Origin of the sequence: Actinomadura sp. NPDC000600, from assembly GCF_040492135.1 — a bacterium.
Taxonomy (GTDB): domain Bacteria; phylum Actinomycetota; class Actinomycetes; order Streptosporangiales; family Streptosporangiaceae; genus Spirillospora.
The window spans coordinates 13738-33268 of the sequence record NZ_JBEUPD010000026.1; the positions used below are offsets into that span (position 1 = coordinate 13738).

Sequence of the window (19531 nt, forward strand, 5' to 3'; positions counted from 1 at the left end):
CGCCCGCTCAGCACAGGTCCCACGACGGCACCGGCCCGGGCGGCGGCGGTGACAGAAGGGCCGCCGACCCCTCCGGCAGCGGAAGGGTGAAATAGACCGCCTTGCCGGAGACCGGGCTCGGACCGAGCCGGGCTCGGGCGGGGCGGACGCCCCAGCGTCCACCCGCCTCTCCGGTGAGCGCGTTCACGAGCAGCAGGCCGCGGCCGCCGCAGGCGTCCGAGGGCCCGCCGCCGAGCAGGGCGTCGGTGTCCGCCGGCCCGGTGGCGCCCGGACCGCGCCAGGGTCCGGCGTCGAACACCTCGAAGGTGAGCCGCAGGGAGGGACGGCGGGCGAGATGCGCCCACACCTCGGCGCGCTCCCGGTCGCCGTGCACGACGGCGTTGGTGGCGAGCTCGGAGATGACCGTCTGGGCGTCGCGGACGGCGGCCGAGGGCAGGCCCAGCTCACCGAGCACCGACCGGGCGATGGAGCGCGCGACCGCCGCCGCCTTGGGACTGGGCGGCAGAGGCCATGCCCGGAAGGCGCCGGCGGCCGGTTCCGCACCCGCCATCTCCGCTGTCTGCGACTGTTCCGGCATAAGCGATCGCTTTCCACGAGAATTTCCCGGGGGCGCGTTCGGCCCCCAGGAGAGGCAAAGGGGTGAGAAGGGCTCTCCTGGAGGCCGACGAGACGGGGTCTCCCTTCTTCCATCCGCGCGATCACGGCCCAGAAGACCGAGGGTGAGGGGCCGCTGATACCGGATCGCCTACCTTTGTGGAGGAGTACGGGAATTATTGCGGCCGGTCCGAGTCGGACGTCATCGGCTGATGCATAATTTCCAGCTATGGATCTCGACATCAGTCACCTTCGCATGGTGTGCGCGATGGCGGAGACCGGGAGCGTCACCCGGGCGGCGGCCCGGATGGGGATGTCCCAGCCGGCGATGTCGAACCAGCTCCGCCGGGTCGAGGAGATCGTCGGCGGGGCGCTGTTCACCCGCAGCCGGTCCGGCCTGGAGCCGACCCCGCTCGGGAGCCAGGTCATCAGCCGGGCGCGGACGATCCTGTCGGAGATGGACACCCTGTTCGGCGACCTGCGCGGACCGCGCGGCCCGCAGGAGGCCCTCGGCCTCGGGTGCGTCCATCTCGCCTGCGTGGGGAGCATCGTCGCGCGGGTCGGCGAGGCGCTGCCCGACCGCGAGATCTCGCTGCGCATCGAGCCCTCCTCCGCCCTGCTGGGCGACGCCCTCGCCCGCGGCCATCTCGACGCGGCGCTGCTCGGGCTCATGGAGGGGTTCGACATCCCGCTGGCGGCGCCGGTGGTCACCCGCACCCTGGTGCCGCGCTACCCGATCTTCGTCACCCTGTCCGCGAACCATCCGCTCGCCGACCGGGACGAGATCGACCTGTTCGACCTGCGCGACGAGTCGTGGGTGGCCCCGCCGGGCGCCGACGACGGCTCGCTGTCGTCCCTGCGGGCCTCGTGCCGCGCCGCCGGCTTCGAGCCGATCGTGCGCTACGAGGCGCCGAGCGGGTCGGCGTGCCCGCTGGTCGCGGCGGGGCACGGCGTCCGGCTGGTGGACCCGTCCTGGCCGCCGCAGCCCGGCACGGTCGTGCGGCCCCTCGCCGGGGAGCCGCAGGTCGGCAGGCTCATCGTGGCCTGGCGCCGCGACCGCCTGGGCGAGGAGGAGGCCGCGGCCCTCTACCGGGGGCTGGCGGCCGCCTACGTGGAGCACACCGACGCCCACCCGGCCTTCGGCGCCTGGTGGCACGCCCATCCCCAGGTCCACCCGCTGGTCTGAGCCCGCGGATGTGATCATGCCGCGCCGGGGCGGGACGCCGGGCTCCGGGCCGTCTACGTGGCGGTATTCTGATCGTGGGTGAGGAGGGCGTATGGATCCGGTGGCCGATGCCATGGTCGGGCTGCCGGACCTCGGCGGCCAGAGCAGTCTGCGCGGTCAGGTGGCCGAGGCGCTGCGCAAGGCGCTGGCGACGGGCACGCTGCGCTCGGGCGTCGTGTACTCCGCCCCCGCCCTGGCGGACGAGTTCGGGATCTCCCCCACTCCGGTCCGCGAAGCCATGATCGACCTGGTCCGGGACGGCCTGTTCGAGGCCGTGCGCAACCGGGGCTTCCGCGTCGTGCGGCCGTCCGCCCGCGACCTCGCCGAACTCACCGAGATCAGGGAACTGGTCGAGGTCCCCGCCGTCGCCCGGCTGGCCGGCGCCGTTCCCGAGGCGGCCCGCCCGCGGCTGCGCGCCCTCGCCGAGGAGGCCCTCGCGGCCGCGCGGGAAGGCGACCCGATCGGCTTCCTCGACGCCGACCACCGGTTCCACTCGGGACTGCTCGAACTCACCGGCAACCGGACGCTGGTCCAGACGATCCTCGACCTGCGCGGCCGCTCGCAGATGCACGGCCTCATCCGTCCGGCCTCGACGGAGACCCTGGTGGCGTCGGCGGAGGAGCACCTCGCCCTGCTGGACGCGCTGGTCGCCGGCGACGCCGAGGAGGCGCGGGAGCTCATGACGCGCCACCTCGACCACGTGCGGGGCGACCACCGCTGACCACGTCCCCCGTCCACCGTCCCCCCTCCACGGGGGCGCTTGGCCGGATCCGGCCGTAACCCGTCCGAGCTGGGCCTTCGCCGGAGCGATCACTCTTGGCAAGTGACGTTTCACATTTTACAGTGCAATTTCACATTGCATTAGCGGACGCCGCGGCCGGACGCCGCGGCACCCCCGTCCGCGAAGGAGGAACCCCCGTATGGTCCGCCCGAAGCGCAGAAGGGCCGCCGCGGCCGTCGCCGTGGCCGCCGCTCTGACCGCGGCCTCACTGACCGCGCCGGCCCGCGCCGACGCCCCCGGTGACCGTGGCGCGCCCCCCGCCCCCTCCCCCGACCGCAGGTCCCAGACCCAGATCCAGCAGGAGGCCAAGGAGACACTCGTCAAGCAGATCGCCAAGGACCAGGGCGTCCCGGCGGCCGAGGCGCGCCGCCGGGCCGACCGGCAGCCCGCGCAGTTCAAGCTGGCCGCGCGGCTCGGCAAGGATCTCGGCGCGGCGTACGGCGGCGCCTGGATCGACCAGGCGCACGGCGGCGAACTCACCGTCGGCGTGACCGGTGCCAGTGCGTCGGCCAAGGTGCGGTCGAAGGCGAAGACCGCCGGACTGAGCGCCACCAGGACGAAGAAGGTCCGGTACGGCTTCGGGCATCTCCAGCAGGTGTCGGCCTCGCTCGCCAAGCGGGTCGCCGAGGCCAACAAGGGCGCGAAGAACGGCCTGCAGACCGGCATCGTCACGTCCGGGAACGTGGTCAAGCTGAGCAGCCTCAAGGGCGCTCCGCTCACCCCGGCCCAGCGCGACGTCGTCGGCTGGGCGCGGCGGACGTTCGGCGGCGCCGTGCGGGTGTCTACCTACGCCCACAAGTCGGTGCCCCGGTACTGCCAGGACGACTACGCCTGCGACCCGCCGCTGCGGTCCGGCCTCGCCATCTTCACCGGCGGGGCGCGCTGCACCAGCGCGTTCATGACGTACTCGGGCAGCCGGTACTACATGCTGACCGCGGGCCACTGCGCCGAGATCGGCTACTGGTGGGACGTGTCCACCTACAGCTACGGCTACCAGAACGTCGGCGGCGCCGCCGACTACACCTTCGGCTGGTACGGCGACTACGCGGCCGTGTCGGTCGACGATCCGGGCTGGTGGCAGCCCAGGGGCTGGGTGCTCCCCCAGACGTCCATCTACGGAAGCGAGAGCGACTACGTCGGCGGATACGTCTGCAAGCAGGGCTCGACCACCGGCTACACGTGCGGGTCGATCACCGAGGTCGACGCCACCGTCTCCTACCCGGACCGGACGCTGTCCGGCATGACCTGGAGCACCGCGTGCGACGGCCCCGGTGACAGCGGCAGCGGCGTCTTCGACGGCAACTACGCCCACGGCATCCTGAGCGGCGGACCGAACTCGGGATGCGGAATGATCCACGAGCCCATCGGCCGGGCCCTGTCCGGCCTGGGGGTGTCACTGCTCAGCGGCTGACCTCGTCGGCGCTGCGCACAGGGGCGGTGCCGTGCCCGGAGATCCGGGCACGGCACCGCCCCACACGCGCGCCGGCCTGTCAGTCGTTGAGGGACTGCATCCAGCTCTCGATCTCCTCGGGGTGGCGCGGCAGGGCGGAGGACATCAGGCGGGCGCCGGTCTCGGTGACGAGGATGTCGTCCTCGATGCGGACGCCGATGCCGCGCAGTTCCGGGGGCAGCGTCAGGTCGTCGGGCTGAAGGTAGAGGCCCGGCTCCACGGTCAGGACGTGCCCGGGGCGCAGTTCCCCGTCGAGGTACTGGGACGCCCGCGCCGCCGCGCAGTCGTGGACGTCCATACCGAGCATGTGCCCGCTGCTGCAGAGGGTGTAGCGGCGGTAGATGCCCGACTCGGGATCGAGCGCGTCCTCCGCGCTGCGCAGCACGCCCCAGTCCTGGAGCCCCTCGGCGATGACGCGCATCGCGGCCATGTGGAAGTCGCGGAAGCTCGCGCCCGGGCGGACGGCCGCCAGACCCGCCTCCTGCGCGTGGTAGACGAGGTCGTAGACCTGCCGCTGCCGCGGGGTGAACCACCCGCTCATCGGGAGGGTGCGGGTGATGTCGGCCGTGTAGAGGGTGTCGGTCTCCACCCCGGCGTCGAGCAGGAGCATCTCGCCGAGGCGCAGCGTGCCGTCGTTGCGCGTCCAGTGCAGGACGCACCCGTGCGCGCCGGCCGCGGCGATGGTCTCGTATCCGACGCCGTTGCCCTTGATGCGCGCGACGCGCTCGAAGGTGCCCTCCACCCACCGCTCGCCGCGCGGCATCCCGGTGACGCGCTTCAGCCCGGCGGCGACCGCGGTGAAGCCGTCCACCGTGTGGTCGACGGCGGCCTGGAGCTGGGCGATCTCCCAGTCGTCCTTGACCAGCCGGAGCTCGGCTGCGCAGGCGGCCAGTTCGGCGTCGGCCTCGAGGGCGCGCGCCGGGACGGCCCGGTCGACCTCGGGGTCCACTGCGCGGATCACCCGGGTCGGCACCGAGCCGCGGAGCGCGTCGGCCAGGTCGTCCAGCGGCGCGCAGGCGAGCCCGAGCTTCTCCTCGGTCTCGGCGAGGGCGGCGCGGGGGCCGACCCAGAACTCCCCGTGCCGGCGGTCGCGGAAGAAGCCGGCGTCGTCGCGTGGGGACCGGGGCCGGTGGTAGAGGACGGCGTCGTGCCCGCTTCCCGTCGGCTCCATCACCAGGACGGCGCCGGTGCCGGTGTCCTTGGCGGTGTCCCCGGTGAGATGGGCGTAGGCGGTGTGCGGGCGGTAGCGGTAGTCGCAGTCGTTGCTGCGCACCTTCGGCGGACCGGCGGGCAGGACGAGCCGCTCGCCGGGGAAGAGGGCCGACAGCGCCGCGCGGCGCTTCTCCGCGTACGGCGCCACGGACTGGCGCACCGGGAGCGGTTTCCCGCTCGGGGCCCAGTCACGGGTCATGAAGGAGGCGAGGGTCTCGGAGACGGGCAGGTCGTGGCTGCCCGTCGCGAAACGGCCGGCTGCAGGGTCGTCCATGTGAAAGTCCTGGAGGTGGAGATTCGATAACGGGGCTTGTAGTGCAATTGCACTGTACTATTTTATATGGCACTCCGCCCGACGATGCACGGAGACGCCATGAAACGTCCGGCCAGGACCTGCCTCGCCCTCTCCCTCTCCCTCGCGGCCGCCGCAGGCGGCGCGTCCGCCTGCGGCTCGGGCGACGACTCCTCCGCCGCCAGGTCCGGGGGCACCCTCACCGTCCTCTACACGCAGGACTTCGCCCATCTCGACCCGCAGCGCAACTACGTCATGTTCGCGATGGACTTCGGCACGCGGCTCCTCTACCGGACGCTCACCACCTACGCCGCGAAGGAGGGCCAGGAGGGCACGAAGGTCGTCCCGGACCTCGCGGCCGACACCGGCACCACCTCCGACAACGGCAGGACGTGGACCTTCCGCCTCAAGCCGGGCCTGAAGTTCGAGGACGGGACGCCCATCACCAGCGCCGACGTCAAGTACGGGGTCGAGCGCTCGTTCGCGCCCGACCTGCCGGAAGGCCCCGGGTACGCCCGGACGATGCTGAAGGGCGGCGACGCCTACAAGGGGCCGTACAAGGACAAGGGCGGCCTCGACTCCATCGCGACGCCGGACGCGCGGACGATCGTGTTCCGGCTGAAGGAACCGTCGATGGACTGGCCGAAGGTCACCACGCTGCCGACCTTCGCCCCCGTCCCCAAGGCCAAGGACACCGGCGTCAACTTCGACAAGCGCCCCTTCTCCTCCGGTCCCTACAAGGTCGAGTCCTACGACCGCGGCCAGCGGCTGATCCTCGTCAGGAACACGCACTGGGACAGGGCCACCGACGGCGTCCGCCAGGCCAACCCGGACAGGATCGTGGTGGAGGAGGGCCTCGCCCAGGCCACCATCGACCAGCGGCTCATCGCCGACCAGGGCAAGGACCAGCGGGCCGTCACGCTGTACTCGGTCGCCGCGGCGAGCATGCCCCGCATCCTCACCCGCCCGGACGTGAAGAAGCGGTTCGTCAGCGCGACCAGCCTGTGCACCCGGTTCCTGGCGATGAACACCTCCAAGCCGCCGTTCGACGACCCCAAGGTGCGGCAGGCGATGCAGTACGCGGTCGACAAGGAGGCCTACCGCACCGCGCACGGCGGCAGCGGCGTCGGCGAACTGGCCGGCTCCTACCTTCCCCCTGCCATGACCGGCGGGCGGGCCCAGGACGTCTACCAGGCGCCGCCGACCGGAGACCCGGTGAAGGCCAAGCAGATGCTCGCGGCGGCCGGCAAGGGCTCCGGGTTCTCGATCGACCTGACGACCACCAGCAGCGAACTGGGCAAGGCCGAGGCCGAGGCGGTCCAGCAGTCGCTCGCCCGCGTCGGGGTGAAGGTCCAGATCAACTCCGTCGCCAAGAGCGTCTACTACGACACCATCGGCGACACGGCGAAGGAGGACGAACTCGTCTTCTACGGGTGGTGCGCCGACTACCCGTCCGCGGCCTCGTTCATCCCGCCGATCTTCGACGGGCGCAACATCGCGCCCAAGGGCAACACCGTCGTCTCGCAGCTGAACGACGAGGCCGTCAACGAGAAGATCGGCGCGGCCGTGAAGGGGACCGACCCGGGCGCGTGGACGGCGCTCGACCGGGAGCTGATGGGGCTGTCGCCGATGGTCCCGCTGATCCACGACAAGCTGCCGCTGCTGCGCGGCTCCAAGGTCACCGGCACGTTCGGCCACGCCATCTGGGAAGGCGAGTTCGACTTCGCCACCATCGGGGTGATGTAGTGGCCGCCCCGCCCCTCATCGAGGCGGCGGGCGGCGTGCCGGCGCCCGCCGGCCGGTCGCCGTGGGCGCTGGCCGGCGGGCGGCTCCGCCGCGACCCTGCCGCCCTCGCCGGACTGGCGATCGTCGCGCTGTTCGTGCTGCTCGCGCTCGCCGCCCCGCTGCTCACCGCCCTCAACGGGCACGGCCCGAACGAGTTCCACCCGGAGAAGATCGACAAGGCGCTCGCCGGGGCGCCCAAGGGGGCGTTCGGCGGGATCGACGGCGACTTCTGGCTGGGCGTCGAGCCCGGCACCGGCAGGGACGTGTTCAGCCGCATGGTCTACGGCGCCCGGATCTCGCTGCTGATCTCCGTCGCGGCGACCTGCGTCGCCACCGCGGCCGGGACCGCCCTCGGGCTCACCGCGGGCTTCGCCGGCGGCCGGATCGACGCGGCGATCAGCCGCGTCATGGACCTGGTGCTGTCGTTCCCGCAGCTCATCTTCATGATCGCTCTGGTGTCGGTGCTGCCCGAGGGGAACCGGACGCTGGAGCTGGTGTTCGTCATGGGCTTCTTCGGCTGGCCCTACATCGGGCGCATCGTCCGGGGGCAGGCGCTCTCGCTGCGCCACCGGGAGTTCGTGGAGGCCGCGCGCGCCACCGGCATGCCGCGCCACCGGATCGTCTTCCGCGAGGTCATGCCCAACCTGCTGGCGCCGGTCCTGGTGTACGCGACGCTCACCATCCCGGTCAACATCGGCACCGAGGCGGCGCTGTCGTTCCTCGGGATCGGCGTCCGGCCGCCGAACGCGTCGTGGGGGCAGATGATGGCCAAGGCGATCGACTGGTACCAGGTGGACCCGACGTTCTTCGTGGTCCCCGGCGTCTGCCTGCTGCTGACCGTACTGGCGTTCACGCTGCTCGGCGACGCCTTCCGCGACGCCCTCGACCCGAAGGGGGCGGGCCGGTGATCCGGTACGTCGCGGTGCGCCTGGCCGGGGTCGCCGGGGTGCTGCTCGTCATCTGCGCGGTGACCTTCACGATCTTCTACGTGCTCCCCGCCGATCCGGCGCTGCAGGCGTGCGGCAAGTCGTGCACGCCGGAGCGGCTCGCGATGCTCCACCACCAGATGGGGCTGGACCGGCCCCTGTGGCGGCAGTTCGCCGACTACCTCGGCGGCATCTTCGCGGGCCGGAGCTACGGCACCGGGCCGCAGGCCGTCCAGTGCCACTTCCCGTGCCTCGGGTTCTCCTACCAGAACAACATGCCGGTCTGGGACCTGATGATGCGGCGGCTGCCGACCACGGTCTCGATCGGGATCGGCGCGGCGGTCCTGTGGCTCGCCGGCGGCGTGACCGTCGGCGTCGTCTCGGCGCTGCGCAAGGACTCGCTGCTCGACCGGACGCTGATGGTGGGCACGCTCACCTCCGCGTCCCTGCCGATCTACTTCACGGCGATGGCGCTGACCGTCCTGGTCGTCCAGATCGGCGGGCTGCTCCCCTACTCCAGCTACGCGCCGTTCGCGGAGGACCCCGTCACCTGGGCGAAGAACCTCGTCCTGCCGTGGGTCGCGCTCGCGCTCCTGTACGCGGCGATGTACGCGCGGCTGTCCCGGGCGTCGATGGTGGAGACGATGGCGGAGCCCTACATCCGGACGGCACGCGCCAAGGGCCTGCCCGAGCGGACGGTCGTCGGCAAGCACGGGCTGCGCGCCGGGCTCACCCCCGTCCTCACCGTCTTCGGGATGGACCTCGGCGCGCTGCTCGGCGGGGCCGTGATCACCGAGAGCGTGTTCGGGCTGCCGGGCATCGGGCGGCTCACCATCGACTCGATCGACAAGTCCGACCAGCCGGTCGTGATGGGCGTCGCGCTGCTCGCCGCGTTCTTCATCACGTTCGCCAACCTCGTCGTGGATCTGCTGTACGCGGCGATCGACCCGCAGGTGAGATACGCATGAGCGAAGCGAACCCGGGGGGTGTGGGGGGTCGCCCCCCACAAGGAGCACGCATGAGCGAAGCGATTCCGGGGGGTGTGGGGGGTCGCCCCCCACAAGGAGCACGCATGAGTCCCCCACAGAGAGCACGCACGAACCTGTTGAGCGTGCGGGATCTCGCGGTCGAGTTCCCTACCGCCAAGGGGACGATCCGCGCGGTGGACGGGCTGTCGTTCACCCTGGAGGCGGGGCGCACCCTCGGCATCGTCGGCGAGTCGGGGTCGGGCAAGTCCGTGACCAGCCTGGCGGTCATGGGCCTGCTGGACGGCGCGCGGGTGACGGGGTCGATCCGGCTCGCCGGTACCGAGGTCGTCGGAGCGGGACGCGAGCGGGTGCGCGCGCTGCGCGGCCGGAGGGTCGCGATGATCTTCCAGGACCCGCTGTCGTCGCTGCATCCGCAGTACCGCGTGGGCGAGCAGATCGCCGAGGCGCGGCGGCTGCACTTCGGCGCGTCCCGCCGCGCCGCACGCGAGGACGCCGTCCGGCTGCTCGCCGACGTCGGCATCCCCGATCCCCGCGAGCGGGCGGGCGACCACCCGCACCGGTTCTCCGGCGGGATGCGCCAGCGCGTGATGATCGCCATGGCGCTGGCCTGCGAGCCGGACCTGCTGATCGCCGACGAGCCGACCACCGCCCTGGACGTGACCGTGCAGGCGCAGATCCTGGAGCTGATCGCGCGGATCCAGCGCGAGCGCGGGCTGGCGGTCCTGATGATCACGCATGACCTCGGGGTGGTCGCGCGGGTCGCCGACGACGTCCTGGTCATGTACGCGGGACGGGCCGTCGAGCGGGCGTCCGCCGACGCGCTGTTCGCCGTTCCCCGGCATCCCTACACCCGCGGCCTCATCGGCTCCCTCCCCCGGCTCACCGGCCCGCCCGGCGAGCTGGCCCCGATCCCGGGCACCCCGCCGTCTCCGCTGTCTCCGCCGGCGGGGTGCCCGTTCCATCCGCGGTGCGCCGAACGCCTCGCCGTGTGCGAGACCACCCGTCCGGAGTTCCTCGGCACGCCCCATCCGGTGGCCTGCCACCTGTTCACCACCGAGAAGAGGACCACGGGATGACGGCGCTGCTCCGGCTGGAAGGGCTGGCCAGGACGTTCCAGACGCGGCGCGGCACGGTGCGGGCGGTGAACGGCCTGGACCTGGAGGTGCGGGCCGGGGAGACGCTCGGCCTGGTCGGCGAGTCCGGCTGCGGCAAGTCCACGACCGGGCGGATGCTCGTCCGGCTCCTGGACCCCACGGCCGGGCGGATCGTGTTCGACGGCGCGGACATCACGCGGCTGTCCCAGCGCGCGATGCGACCGCTCCGCCGCGACCTGCAGATCGTCTTCCAGGACCCGTTCGCCTCGCTGAACCCGCGGCACACGGTCGGCTCCATCGTGGCCGAGCCGCTGCGCGTGCAGGGCGAGCGGGACCCGCGGCCCCGCGTCCAGGAGATGCTGGAGTACGTCGGGCTCGGCGCCGAGCACATCGACCGGTACCCGCATGAGTTCTCCGGCGGGCAGGCCCAGCGGATCGGGATCGCCCGCGCCCTGGTCACCGGTCCCCGGCTCGTCGTCGCGGACGAGCCGGTGTCGGCGCTGGACGTGTCGATCCAGGCCCAGATCGTCAACCTGCTGGCCGGCCTCCAGCGCCGGCTCGGCATGGCGTACGTGTTCATCGCCCACGACCTGGCGGTGGTCCGGCACGTGTGCGACCGGATCGCCGTGATGTACCTCGGCCGCGTCGTGGAGACGGGAGCGCGGGACGTGGTCTACGGCTCGCCCGCGCACCCCTACACGAGGGCCCTGCTGTCGGCGGTCCCGCTCCCCGACCCCGTGGCCGAGCGGGCGAGGGAGCGCATCGTGCTCCGCGGCGACCCGCCGAGCCCGTCCTCGCTCCCGCCGGGCTGCCCGTTCCACCCCCGCTGCTTCAAGGCGCGGGAGCGGTGCCGGACCGACCTGCCGTCCCTCACGATGGTCGAGGGCCGCCAGGTCGCCTGCCACTACCCGGAGACCGGCCCGCTCATGGCGTGACGAAACCGGGGCCGGACCTTTCGGTCCGGCCCCGGCGGTCGTGTCGCGGGGGTGTCAGATCAGTACTCGGACTTCACCGTCACTCCGCTGAAGGCCTGCTTGGCGTAGAGGCTGATGTAGTTGTAGCCCGCGGGCGGGTTGGTGATGGTCAGGGTCTCGCCGTTGCCGGTGTTGGCGGAACGCTGGGTGTAGGACGTCGACGTGGCCCAGCTGGTGGGGTTGTAGTAGAGGTCGGCGTCTCCGGTGCCGCCGGACGAGGTGATCTTGATCGACTGCGTGCCGGCCGGCACGTAGAGGTACAGGTAGGCCAGGTTTCCCTGGGTGGCCGACAGGTTGCTGCGCTGGCAGTTCTGGCCGAGCTGGCGGGTGTCGGTCCCGGTGCACTCGGTCGTCCCGCCGCCGCCCCCGGCCGACACCGCCAGCTGCTTGGTCGCGGTGCCCGTGGCGCCCTTGTCGTCGGTGACGGTGAGGGAGACGGTGTAGGTGCCGTCCGCGCCGTAGGTGTGGGACGGGTTGGCCGAGGTCGAGGTGGCGCCGTCGCCGAAGTCCCAGCGCCGGGAGGCGATGGTGCCGTCGGAGTCGGTGGACTGGTCGGTGAAGGAGACCGCCAGGCCGTTCGCCGAGGCGGAGAACGCCGCGGTCGGCGCCTGGTTGCCGCCGCCTCCGCCGCCGCCCGCGCAGGCGCCGGACGCGCACGCGGCGAGCCACGTCCACCAGTCGCCGTCGTAGCGGGTGCCGATCGTGCTGGTCAGGAACGTCCGGGCGGCGTTCCAGTTGCCGGTCCGGTAGTAGCCGAGGACGGTCGAGACGTCGGCCGGGTGCTTCTCGAACATGTACCGCACCGCCAGGTAGCCCCAGCGGTAGATGCGGGTCGTGTCATGGCTGTAGGTGGTGTCGAACAGCGTGCTGAGCGCGTAGGTGTTCCGCCCGGCCTCGGTGATCGCCGCGTCGTACACCTCCTTGCGGTAGGAGTAGGAGACGTACTCGGCGAACCCCTCGATCCACCAGATGGTGGGCGTGGTGACACCGGCGTTGAAGTCGCCGTACATGTCGAAGCGGCCGTCGAGGTAGTGCGTGTACTCGTGGTTGAGGTTCCAGATCTGGAACGCCGGCCGCACCCATTCGGCCTCGTAGGCGATGAACCGCGGCTGGTTGCCCGCGGCGGCGGGGTCGCCCTCCAGGTACATGCCGCCGTTGTTGGTGTCGATGCCGAACATCGCGCCGGCGTAGGTCTGGTAGTCGGTGCTCGAGTCGAAGACGCAGACCTCGATCGTGGTGTTGTTGTCGTTGGCGACGGGCCTGTTCCCGTCCTTCACCAGGCCGTGGAAGTAGGCGTCCTGGTTCTGGAGGCTGGCGCAGCTGTCCGACAGCTGGGCGGCGGTCATGTCCTGCGCTCGGATCTTGATGCTGGAGCTGCAGGTGTAGTTGATGGTCAGGACGTTCTGGGCGAGCCGCTGCGAGAGGTCGCAGGTGTCGTAGTAGGAGCAGTTCGCCTTGTCGTAGCTGTCGGTCATCTCCGCGACGCCGACCCACAGCGGCGCGGTCTTCCCGGTCATGGCGCTCTGCCCGAGCAGCCCCTTGGCCTGGGGCCTGACCTTGGTCTGGAGCGTGGCGTGCTGGAGGAAGCGGCCGAGCTCGCGTCCCGCGTTGGACGCCAGGTAGCTGCGGTCGGTGCCGAGCAGGGACAGGTGGTTCGCGGCGAAGGAGTTGAGCGTGTCGAGCACGCTCTGGTCCGACTGGACGGCGGAGACGAACTCCGGGACCTGGTGGCCGCGGAACAGCACCGTGTAGACGTTGTTCACCGCGTTGAGCATCCACCAGGACGCGTCGTAGGAGCTGTTGTAGCCGTTCAGCAGCCGCTTGACCACGTAGATGTAGCGGGCGTTCTCCTCGGCGCTGTCGATCAGCGTGACCGCCTCGGCGAGGACCTCGCCGTTGGCGTCGCTGACGGTCGAGGACTTGGAGTTGCCGAAGTAGGCGTCCAGGCCCGACTGGATCGCCGTCTTCAGCGAGGGGCCGTAGGTCCCCACGGTCGACTGGTTGTACCAGTGGACGTAGTAGCCGGCGCGAAGGTAAAGGACGAGTTGTGCCGTGCCGGTGCTGTTGTCACCGGGGTAGTAGACCGCGTTGTCGCGCAGTCCATAGGCGACGCTCACCATTTGCGACTCGCGGAACGCGTAGTACGCGTCACTGCCGGTGAGGCTGAACAGCGAGTTGATGCAGTCGGTCGTGGACGACTTGATCTGCTGGACGAGCGCGCTTCCGGAACGGCTCGTGAAATCGCTCGCACTGCACGCCGCGGCGGCGGCCTTGGCGGTCGCCTTCGGGGCGGCCTTCATGGACGGGCGCTTGTGCTCCGCCGGCTTCTTCGGCTGGTCGGGGCTGCTCTTCAGCTCGTTCTTGTCCGCGGAGAGCGGCGGCCGGTCCTTGGCCGGGAGCGGGGCCTTCTGGACGTGGCGCTCGCCGCCGCCGTCCGGGCGCGTGCTGGCGGGCGGGGGCTTCGGGGGAGCCGTCGGGGCGGCGCTCGCGGGCGAGACGAGGAACGTCGTACCGAGGGCGACCGCCATTGACGCCAGCAGGCACCGGGTCGATCTGCGTCTGTTTCTCACGGGGGTTTTTCCTCCAGGGGGCGGGCGTCCGGTAGGGGGTACCGGACGGGATCGCAGGGCTCCGGGGTCCAACTCCCGGAGGGTCGGGAAAGCGTGCGACCGCAGTGTGTGGGGCGGAAACGAGCCGTGGTCATACACCGCACCATCGATCTGCGTTATGGATCTCCCGGGCGGCTCTGAACGGCGCCGCCGAAAGGGACTTCTCCGAGGTGGCGCGCCTTCTTCGGCCGCGAGGCGCTCCTGCTGCCGTTTCCGGACAATGACGAAAGAAAGGTGAAATTGTACACTGCAATGTCACTGATCCTCTGGAGGTGTCTGTGAGACGACCGAGCAAGAGACGCGCGGGCGCGGCGCTCGCCGCGTGCGGCGGCGTGCTGGCGGCGACGGCGCTGGCCGGGCCGCCGCCGGCGACCGCGGCCGGGGACCCGCCGCGCCTCGACTGGAAGTCCTGCGGCGACGCCGCGAACCCGGCGCTGCAGTGCGCGATGCTCGAGGTGCCGCTCGACCACGACCGCCCGGACGGGCGCACCGTCAAGATCGCGCTGAACCGGCTGCCGGCCACCGCTCCCCCGGGCGAGCGGCAGGGGCCGATCCTGCTCAACCCGGGCGGGCCGGGCATCAGCGGGCTGTGGATGGCGAGCTGGATCCCCGCCAAGCTGCCGCCCGACGTCGCCGCCGCCTACGACTGGATCGGCTTCGACCTGCGCGGATCACAGCACAGCGAGCCGCGCATGTCCTGCGACCCGCACTACTTCGACGGCCCGCGGCCCGACTTCCAGGTCAGCCAGGGCACCACGGGGGCGTGGCTGGAGAAGGCCGCCGGCTACGTCGCGAAGTGCACCGAGAAGCACTCCGCGCTGCTGCCGCACCTGTCGACGGTGGACCACGTCCGGGACATGGAGTCGATCCGCCGCGCGCTCGGCGCCGAGAAGATCAACTTCTTCGGCTGGTCGTACGGCACCACGCTCGGCTCGACGTACGCCCAGCTGTACCCGCGGCACGTCCGCCGGTTCGTCCTGGACAGCATCGTCGGGCCGTCCGTCTCCTGGTACGACCACAACGTCCTCCAGGACCTCCAGCACGAGAAGCGGTTCAAGGCGTTCACCCATTGGGTCGCCAAGGCCGACGGCGTCTACCACCTCGGCACCGATCCCGACGAGGTCGAGGCCAAGTGGTACGCGATGCGCACCCGGCTGCGCGAGCACCCCGTCGGCCGGATCGGGCCCGACGAGTTCGACGACACCCAGGTCGCGGGCGGCTACGACGTCCTGCGGTGGCCCCGCCTCGCGACGGTGCTCTCCGCGTACACCAACTCTGGTGACACCGCCCCCCTCGTCACCGCGTACGAGCGCTACGCGGCGCCCGACCCGGCGGACGACTCCTTCGACATCTACAACGCCGTGATGTGCAGCGACAGCAAGTGGCCGCGCGACTTCCGGTACTGGCGGAAGGACCAGGCGAAGGTCAACGAGAAGGCGCCCTTCTACACGTACAACAACATGTGGTTCAACGCGGGCTGCCTGACCTGGCCCGTCAAGGCGGGGCACCGCACCAGGATCACCGGCAAGGGCCTGCCGCCCATGCTGCTGTTCCAGGCGACGGACGACCCGGCGACCCCGTACGAGGGCGGTGTCGCCATGGCGCGGGCCCTGCCGAGCGCACGCCTGGTCGTGGAGAAGGGCGGCGGCAGCCACGCCATCACGTTCTCGGGCAACAAGTGCCTGGACGACCTCCTGGTCGACTATCTCCGCGATGGCACGGTGCCGGCCGACCGCGGCCTGGTCGACCGCACCTGCGCGAAGAACCCTGACCCGGAGCCGGTCTGGGTCGCCCCGGCCCCGGCAGCGGCCACGCGCGCGCAGGCGAACGCCCTACCGCGCCAGTTCGTGAGGTGACGCGGGTACCGGCCGCCGCGCGGCACGACCGTCCCGCTCAGTCGGTGCCGCGGGCGGCCGGTACCTCCAGCAGAAGGCGGACCGGGCCGTAGAGGCCGGAGGCCCGCTGGCCCGGGAAGACGAAGTGGGTCGGGCTCACCTCGTCGAGGTAGGGCGCCAGGGTTCCGCAGACGAGGATGTCGATCTCGTTGTCGCCCTCGCGCAGGGCCGCGCCGACGTCGAAGCGGTACGGGGCGCAGATGCGCACTCCGGCGGGGGTGCCGTTGACGGTGACTTCGGCGGTGCCGCGCACCCGGCCGAGGTCGAGCGTCGCGGCCGGGTGCGCCGGGAGGCGGAGCGTGCGCCGGTAGCGGACGGCGCCGCTGTACCCGGCGAGTCCCGCGTCCTCCCAGTCGCCCAGCTCGATCGTGCCCGGTCCCGCCGTGAAACGCACCGGACCCGCGAGTGCCGCGCCCGCTTGATGGCCTGGGAGCGTTCGGATGCGCAGCTCCGCCGTCCGGCTTGGTGTCGCTCCCGGGCTCGGCAGCGGCATCTCCGGGGCCGGTTGCAGGGGCTCCCCGTCCAGGGTCGCCTCCAGAAGTTCACCGCGAACGTCGACGTGCATGCGTGTCGCGCCGGGCGGGACGGTGAAACGCAGCCTTTCCGTCTGGGGCGCTGCGTCAGGCATGGCGAGCGTTGCCGGGAGCACGGCGTCCGTTTCCGGATCGTCCTCCAGCCACGTCGCGGCGGGGAGCGGGTGGGGACGCCGGCGCAGATGCAGGGACGCGGGGTCGCCGTACTGGGCGCGCCGCGCCGCGACAGGCACGGGGATGCCGTCGCGCGCGGCGGTCCAGCCGGTGCCGGACACGACCGGTCCGTCCACGAGGACCGCGGGGGACGGGCCGCCCTCGGTGAGGACGAGGGCCAGTTCACCGCCCGTCACGCGGTAGCGGCCGACGCGCGGGACCTCCTGCTCGGCGTACGGGTCGAACCCTCCTTGCCGTCCGATCTCCTCGCCGTCGACGAGGACGCGGCAGGACGCCGCCGAGGCGACCTGGAGCACCGCTCCGGCGGTGGACGCCGGGAGGGGGGCGCTGAGCGTGATCTCAGCCCCGGGCCGCGCCGGGCCCGCCGCAGTGATCCACTCCGGCCGCCGGTAGCGGTCGCGGTCGCCGACCACGGCGAGGTGGGCGCGCAGCCGCACGTCCTCGTCGGGGACGAGCCGGACCTCGACGTCATGTTCACCTGCGGGAACGTGGGTCTCGGCAATGGCCAGGTAGCCCTGGTCGTCAAGCGGGGCGGTGGCGCCGTCGATCCGCAGCGTCTTGGCGGCGGCCGCGCCCACGGCCGCGAAGCCGCCTTCGCCGGGCACGGTCAGGCGGGTCCGGAGCACGACCGCGTCCCCGGCCTTGACCTCGCCGAAGTCGAGGAACTCTTCAGGAACGTGCCCCTTCGGCCCGAGGTATGCGCGGTGCAAGGTGTCCTTGCGGATGCCCCGGGAGTCGGAGTACACGAAGGGCCGCCATTCCTCCTCCCCCTCCCTGCTCCACACGCCGTGGGGGCCGAACGTGGCGTGCGCGTCGGACCACTCCGTCTCCTCGTCCGTCCGGTGGCTCATGGTCCAGCACTCCAGCGGGACGTCGTCTCCGGCGGGCCGGGCGAAGTCGCCCCAGGTGTTGTCGAGGGTGGGGACCAGGTCCATCGCCCAGGACGTGCCGAGATCGAGGACGGTCTCCTCGGGCGCGGCGGCCAGTTCTTCGGCTGCGGCTTCCTCGCCGCCGGGGAAGAGGAGCAGCGCGGCGGGCCCGTCGTCGAACGGGACGACCACCTCGACGGACGTCCCGTCCACCGCGCGCGTCTCCAGCGGGCGCGGCGGGCCCCCGAACGGGCTCGCGACGAACGCCGGGCCGGTCACGCCGCGGACCCGCACCCGCATGTCCCGCAGGTACCGGTCGGGGTCGAAGTCGTAGGTCACGTCGAGCCAGCCGAGGTCGGCTCCGCGCTCGTCGGGCCGTCCCACCGAAACGCGGCTGGCCATCGAAGGCGCGGCCGTCAGGAACACCACCGTCGTCCCGTCGACCTCCCGGACGAGCGCGGGGACCGGCGCGTCCACCCGGCCCACCCCGGCGAGAGCCTGGCCGAGAGCGCCGGTGTCGGGCACGATCTCCAGCACGGCGCGGAGCCGCGCCACCGCCTCATCGGCGTTCAGGTCCCCGACCCCGCGGCGGGGCGGCGTGCCGACCGCGACGACACGGCCGCCGTGCTCGGCGAACGCGGTCAGCCTCCGCGCCGTCTCCCCTTCGAGCACGGTGCAGGACGGGAGAACGACGACCCTGTACGACTCGTCGGCGACCTCCAGCCGCCCCTTCGCGACCGTCGCACGCTGCACTGAGTCGTCGTCCACGACGTCGGCGTCGATCCCCAGCCGGTCGAGCGCGCCGGGCACCATCCGGAACCAGGCCATGTCGCCGACCAGGTCCCGGTAGACGTCCTGGGCGCGGGCCGCGTCCGGTTCCACGCCGTCGAGCCGCGTCCCGGCCTGCGCGGTCGCGGTCGGGAACAGCACCGCCACCTCGCACACGTGCCGCCCCAGAGAGAGGGCGGAGCACAATCTCGTGACCGCGTCGGCGAAGACGCGGTGGTGCCGCCAGTAGGGCTGACGCCAGTCGGTGGACGGCGGTGCCCACTCCCACCAGCCCGCCTTGGTCGTGTAGTAGACGGCGTGCGGGTTGTAGAGGGTCGCCCCGGACCGCAGCCACGGCAGCAGCCAGTCGAACGTCTCCTCCAGCGTCCCGCCCCAGCCGCTGGAGTGGAAGGCCTCGATCCAGGTGCGGTCCCGGCCGTACAGGTGCGCGAGCGAGGAGTGGATGCGGGCGTCGCCGTGGTGGTCGGAGCCCGGGGCGCCGAACCAGCGGTGCGTGCGCGCGTAGTCGGCGTACAGCCTGACCCCGTCCACGGGATGCCCCGCCCGCGCCGGATCCTGCTGGTCGCAGCCGTGCAGCAGGCCGAACCGCTCGTGCCATTCGGCCAGCGGCCGGAAGAACGCCTCCTCGGCCAGTTCGGCGCGGGTGAGGTGGTAGTCGCGGCGGATCCGGAAGGCGTCCCCGTCCCCGCTCCCCCACAGCGTCCCGAGGTGCGGTGCCAGGTCGTAGCCGCGGCGCCGCTCGAACTCGCCGGCGAACGCCTCCGACCAGGTCGGCAGCGACGGCAGCTCGTCCTGGAACGACCCGACGATCACATTGCCGAGCCGGTGCCCCAGCCGCCGCGCGAACTCGCCGTGCACGCGGTCGAGGAGTTCCGCGCACGCCTCGCCGGACAGGTAGTCGAAGCCGCGCACCTCCGTCGTCCCGTCCGGGCGGAGCCACCGTCCCGCATACCCCGGGACGTCGCGCACCAGGCGCGCTTGCAGATCGGCGCCGGAGAAGCCGAGCTGGTCGTAGAACCAGAGCGAGACGCCCAGTCCGGCGGCGTCGTCGCAGACGCCGTCCAGCAGGTCCCACCACGCGGAGGAGAAGAACGCCGGATCGTCGGCGTCCGCGCCGAACATCGGGCCGGACGGCGCCAGGTTCAGCACGACCAGGTTGTGGACGCCGCCGTCGACGAACCGTTCGAGTTGCTCGCGCAACCGCCGCCGATCGAGCCGCTCCCCGCTCCACCACCAGATCGGCGCAGGCGAGAACGCCCGCGGCGGAGCATCCAGCACCGCCCGCAACCGCCCCGAAACCCCCAGATCACCCCTGCTTCCTGTGGGGGGACGACCCCCCA

Annotated in this window: 13 protein-coding genes; 9 read left to right on the top strand and 4 right to left on the bottom strand. The window is 72.0% G+C overall.

All coding sequences use genetic code 11. The annotated features are described in order from the left end of the window. Positions 1-7 precede the first annotated feature (7 nt). A complete protein-coding gene (locus ABWI07_RS30525; protein ID WP_160161023.1) occupies positions 8-550 on the bottom strand; it encodes an ATP-binding protein in 543 nt (180 codons plus the stop codon). 273 nt (positions 551-823) lie between these two features. On the opposite strand from ABWI07_RS30525, the gene ABWI07_RS30530 reads away from it, so the two are divergent. From ABWI07_RS30530 to ABWI07_RS30540, 3 genes are all read left to right on the top strand, one after another. Next, positions 824-1780 carry a LysR family transcriptional regulator gene (locus ABWI07_RS30530; RefSeq protein WP_149261521.1) on the top strand — a complete coding sequence of 319 codons (957 nt, stop codon included), beginning with the start codon at positions 824-826 and terminating at the stop codon, positions 1778-1780. A 91-nt stretch (positions 1781-1871) separates the two neighbouring features. Beyond that, entirely contained in the window at positions 1872-2540 is a 669-nt protein-coding gene (locus tag ABWI07_RS30535) for a GntR family transcriptional regulator (protein ID WP_149261520.1), read from the top strand. A gap of 199 nt (positions 2541-2739) precedes the next feature. After that, a complete protein-coding gene (locus ABWI07_RS30540; protein ID WP_353820639.1) occupies positions 2740-4011 on the top strand; it encodes a S1 family peptidase in 1272 nt (423 codons plus the stop codon). A 79-nt stretch (positions 4012-4090) separates the two neighbouring features. Here ABWI07_RS30540 and ABWI07_RS30545 read toward each other — a convergent pair whose 3' ends face one another. Then, positions 4091-5536: an aminopeptidase P family protein gene (locus ABWI07_RS30545; protein WP_353820640.1), complete on the bottom strand. Its 1446-nt coding sequence runs from the start codon at positions 5534-5536 to the stop codon at positions 4091-4093. 99 nt (positions 5537-5635) lie between these two features. On the opposite strand from ABWI07_RS30545, the gene ABWI07_RS30550 reads away from it, so the two are divergent. From ABWI07_RS30550 to ABWI07_RS30570, 5 genes are all read left to right on the top strand, one after another. Beyond that, positions 5636-7300: an ABC transporter substrate-binding protein gene (locus ABWI07_RS30550; protein ID WP_149261517.1), complete on the top strand. Its 1665-nt coding sequence runs from the start codon at positions 5636-5638 to the stop codon at positions 7298-7300. Next, positions 7300-8247 (top strand): ABC transporter permease, encoded by a 948-nt coding sequence (locus ABWI07_RS30555; RefSeq protein ID WP_149261516.1) that lies wholly within the window; start codon positions 7300-7302, stop codon positions 8245-8247. Before ABWI07_RS30550 ends, ABWI07_RS30555 begins: the two co-directional genes overlap by 1 nt. Then, entirely contained in the window at positions 8244-9233 is a 990-nt protein-coding gene (locus ABWI07_RS30560) for an ABC transporter permease (protein WP_149261515.1), read from the top strand. Before ABWI07_RS30555 ends, ABWI07_RS30560 begins: the two co-directional genes overlap by 4 nt. Positions 9234-9337: 104 nt before the next feature. Next, on the top strand, positions 9338-10330 hold the full coding sequence (locus ABWI07_RS30565; protein ID WP_353820641.1) for an ABC transporter ATP-binding protein: 993 nt from the start codon (positions 9338-9340) through the stop codon (positions 10328-10330). Further along, complete coding sequence (locus tag ABWI07_RS30570) at positions 10327-11283, top strand: ABC transporter ATP-binding protein (RefSeq protein WP_353820642.1); 957 nt, start codon at positions 10327-10329, stop codon at positions 11281-11283. Before ABWI07_RS30565 ends, ABWI07_RS30570 begins: the two co-directional genes overlap by 4 nt. 59 nt (positions 11284-11342) lie before the next feature. On the opposite strand, the gene ABWI07_RS30575 is transcribed toward ABWI07_RS30570, so the two are convergent. Beyond that, entirely contained in the window at positions 11343-13850 is a 2508-nt protein-coding gene (locus tag ABWI07_RS30575) for a collagenase (protein WP_353820643.1), read from the bottom strand. A 359-nt stretch (positions 13851-14209) separates the two neighbouring features. On the opposite strand from ABWI07_RS30575, the gene ABWI07_RS30580 reads away from it, so the two are divergent. Further along, positions 14210-15787 carry an alpha/beta hydrolase gene (locus ABWI07_RS30580; protein WP_200842097.1) on the top strand — a complete coding sequence of 526 codons (1578 nt, stop codon included), beginning with the start codon at positions 14210-14212 and terminating at the stop codon, positions 15785-15787. A gap of 37 nt (positions 15788-15824) precedes the next feature. On the opposite strand, the gene ABWI07_RS30585 is transcribed toward ABWI07_RS30580, so the two are convergent. Then, entirely contained in the window at positions 15825-19469 is a 3645-nt protein-coding gene (locus ABWI07_RS30585) for a glycosyl hydrolase (protein ID WP_353820644.1), read from the bottom strand. Positions 19470-19531: the final 62 nt, after the last annotated feature.

What these genes read in the sequence shown, in the direction of transcription:
- ABWI07_RS30540 (WP_353820639.1), top strand. Translation starts at nt 2,740, where the DNA reads ATGGTCCGCCCGAAGCGCAGAAGGGCCGCCGCGGCCGTCGCCGTGGCC.
- ABWI07_RS30565 (WP_353820641.1), top strand. Translation starts at nt 9,338, where the DNA reads ATGAGTCCCCCACAGAGAGCACGCACGAACCTGTTGAGCGTGCGGGAT.
- ABWI07_RS30535 (WP_149261520.1), top strand. Translation starts at nt 1,872, where the DNA reads ATGGATCCGGTGGCCGATGCCATGGTCGGGCTGCCGGACCTCGGCGGC.
- ABWI07_RS30575 (WP_353820643.1), bottom strand. Translation starts at nt 13,850, where the DNA reads ATGGCGGTCGCCCTCGGTACGACGTTCCTCGTCTCGCCCGCGAGCGCC.
- ABWI07_RS30530 (WP_149261521.1), top strand. Translation starts at nt 824, where the DNA reads ATGGATCTCGACATCAGTCACCTTCGCATGGTGTGCGCGATGGCGGAG.
- ABWI07_RS30550 (WP_149261517.1), top strand. Translation starts at nt 5,636, where the DNA reads ATGAAACGTCCGGCCAGGACCTGCCTCGCCCTCTCCCTCTCCCTCGCG.
- ABWI07_RS30525 (WP_160161023.1), bottom strand. Translation starts at nt 550, where the DNA reads ATGGCGGGTGCGGAACCGGCCGCCGGCGCCTTCCGGGCATGGCCTCTG.
- ABWI07_RS30570 (WP_353820642.1), top strand. Translation starts at nt 10,327, where the DNA reads ATGACGGCGCTGCTCCGGCTGGAAGGGCTGGCCAGGACGTTCCAGACG.
- ABWI07_RS30545 (WP_353820640.1), bottom strand. Translation starts at nt 5,536, where the DNA reads ATGGACGACCCTGCAGCCGGCCGTTTCGCGACGGGCAGCCACGACCTG.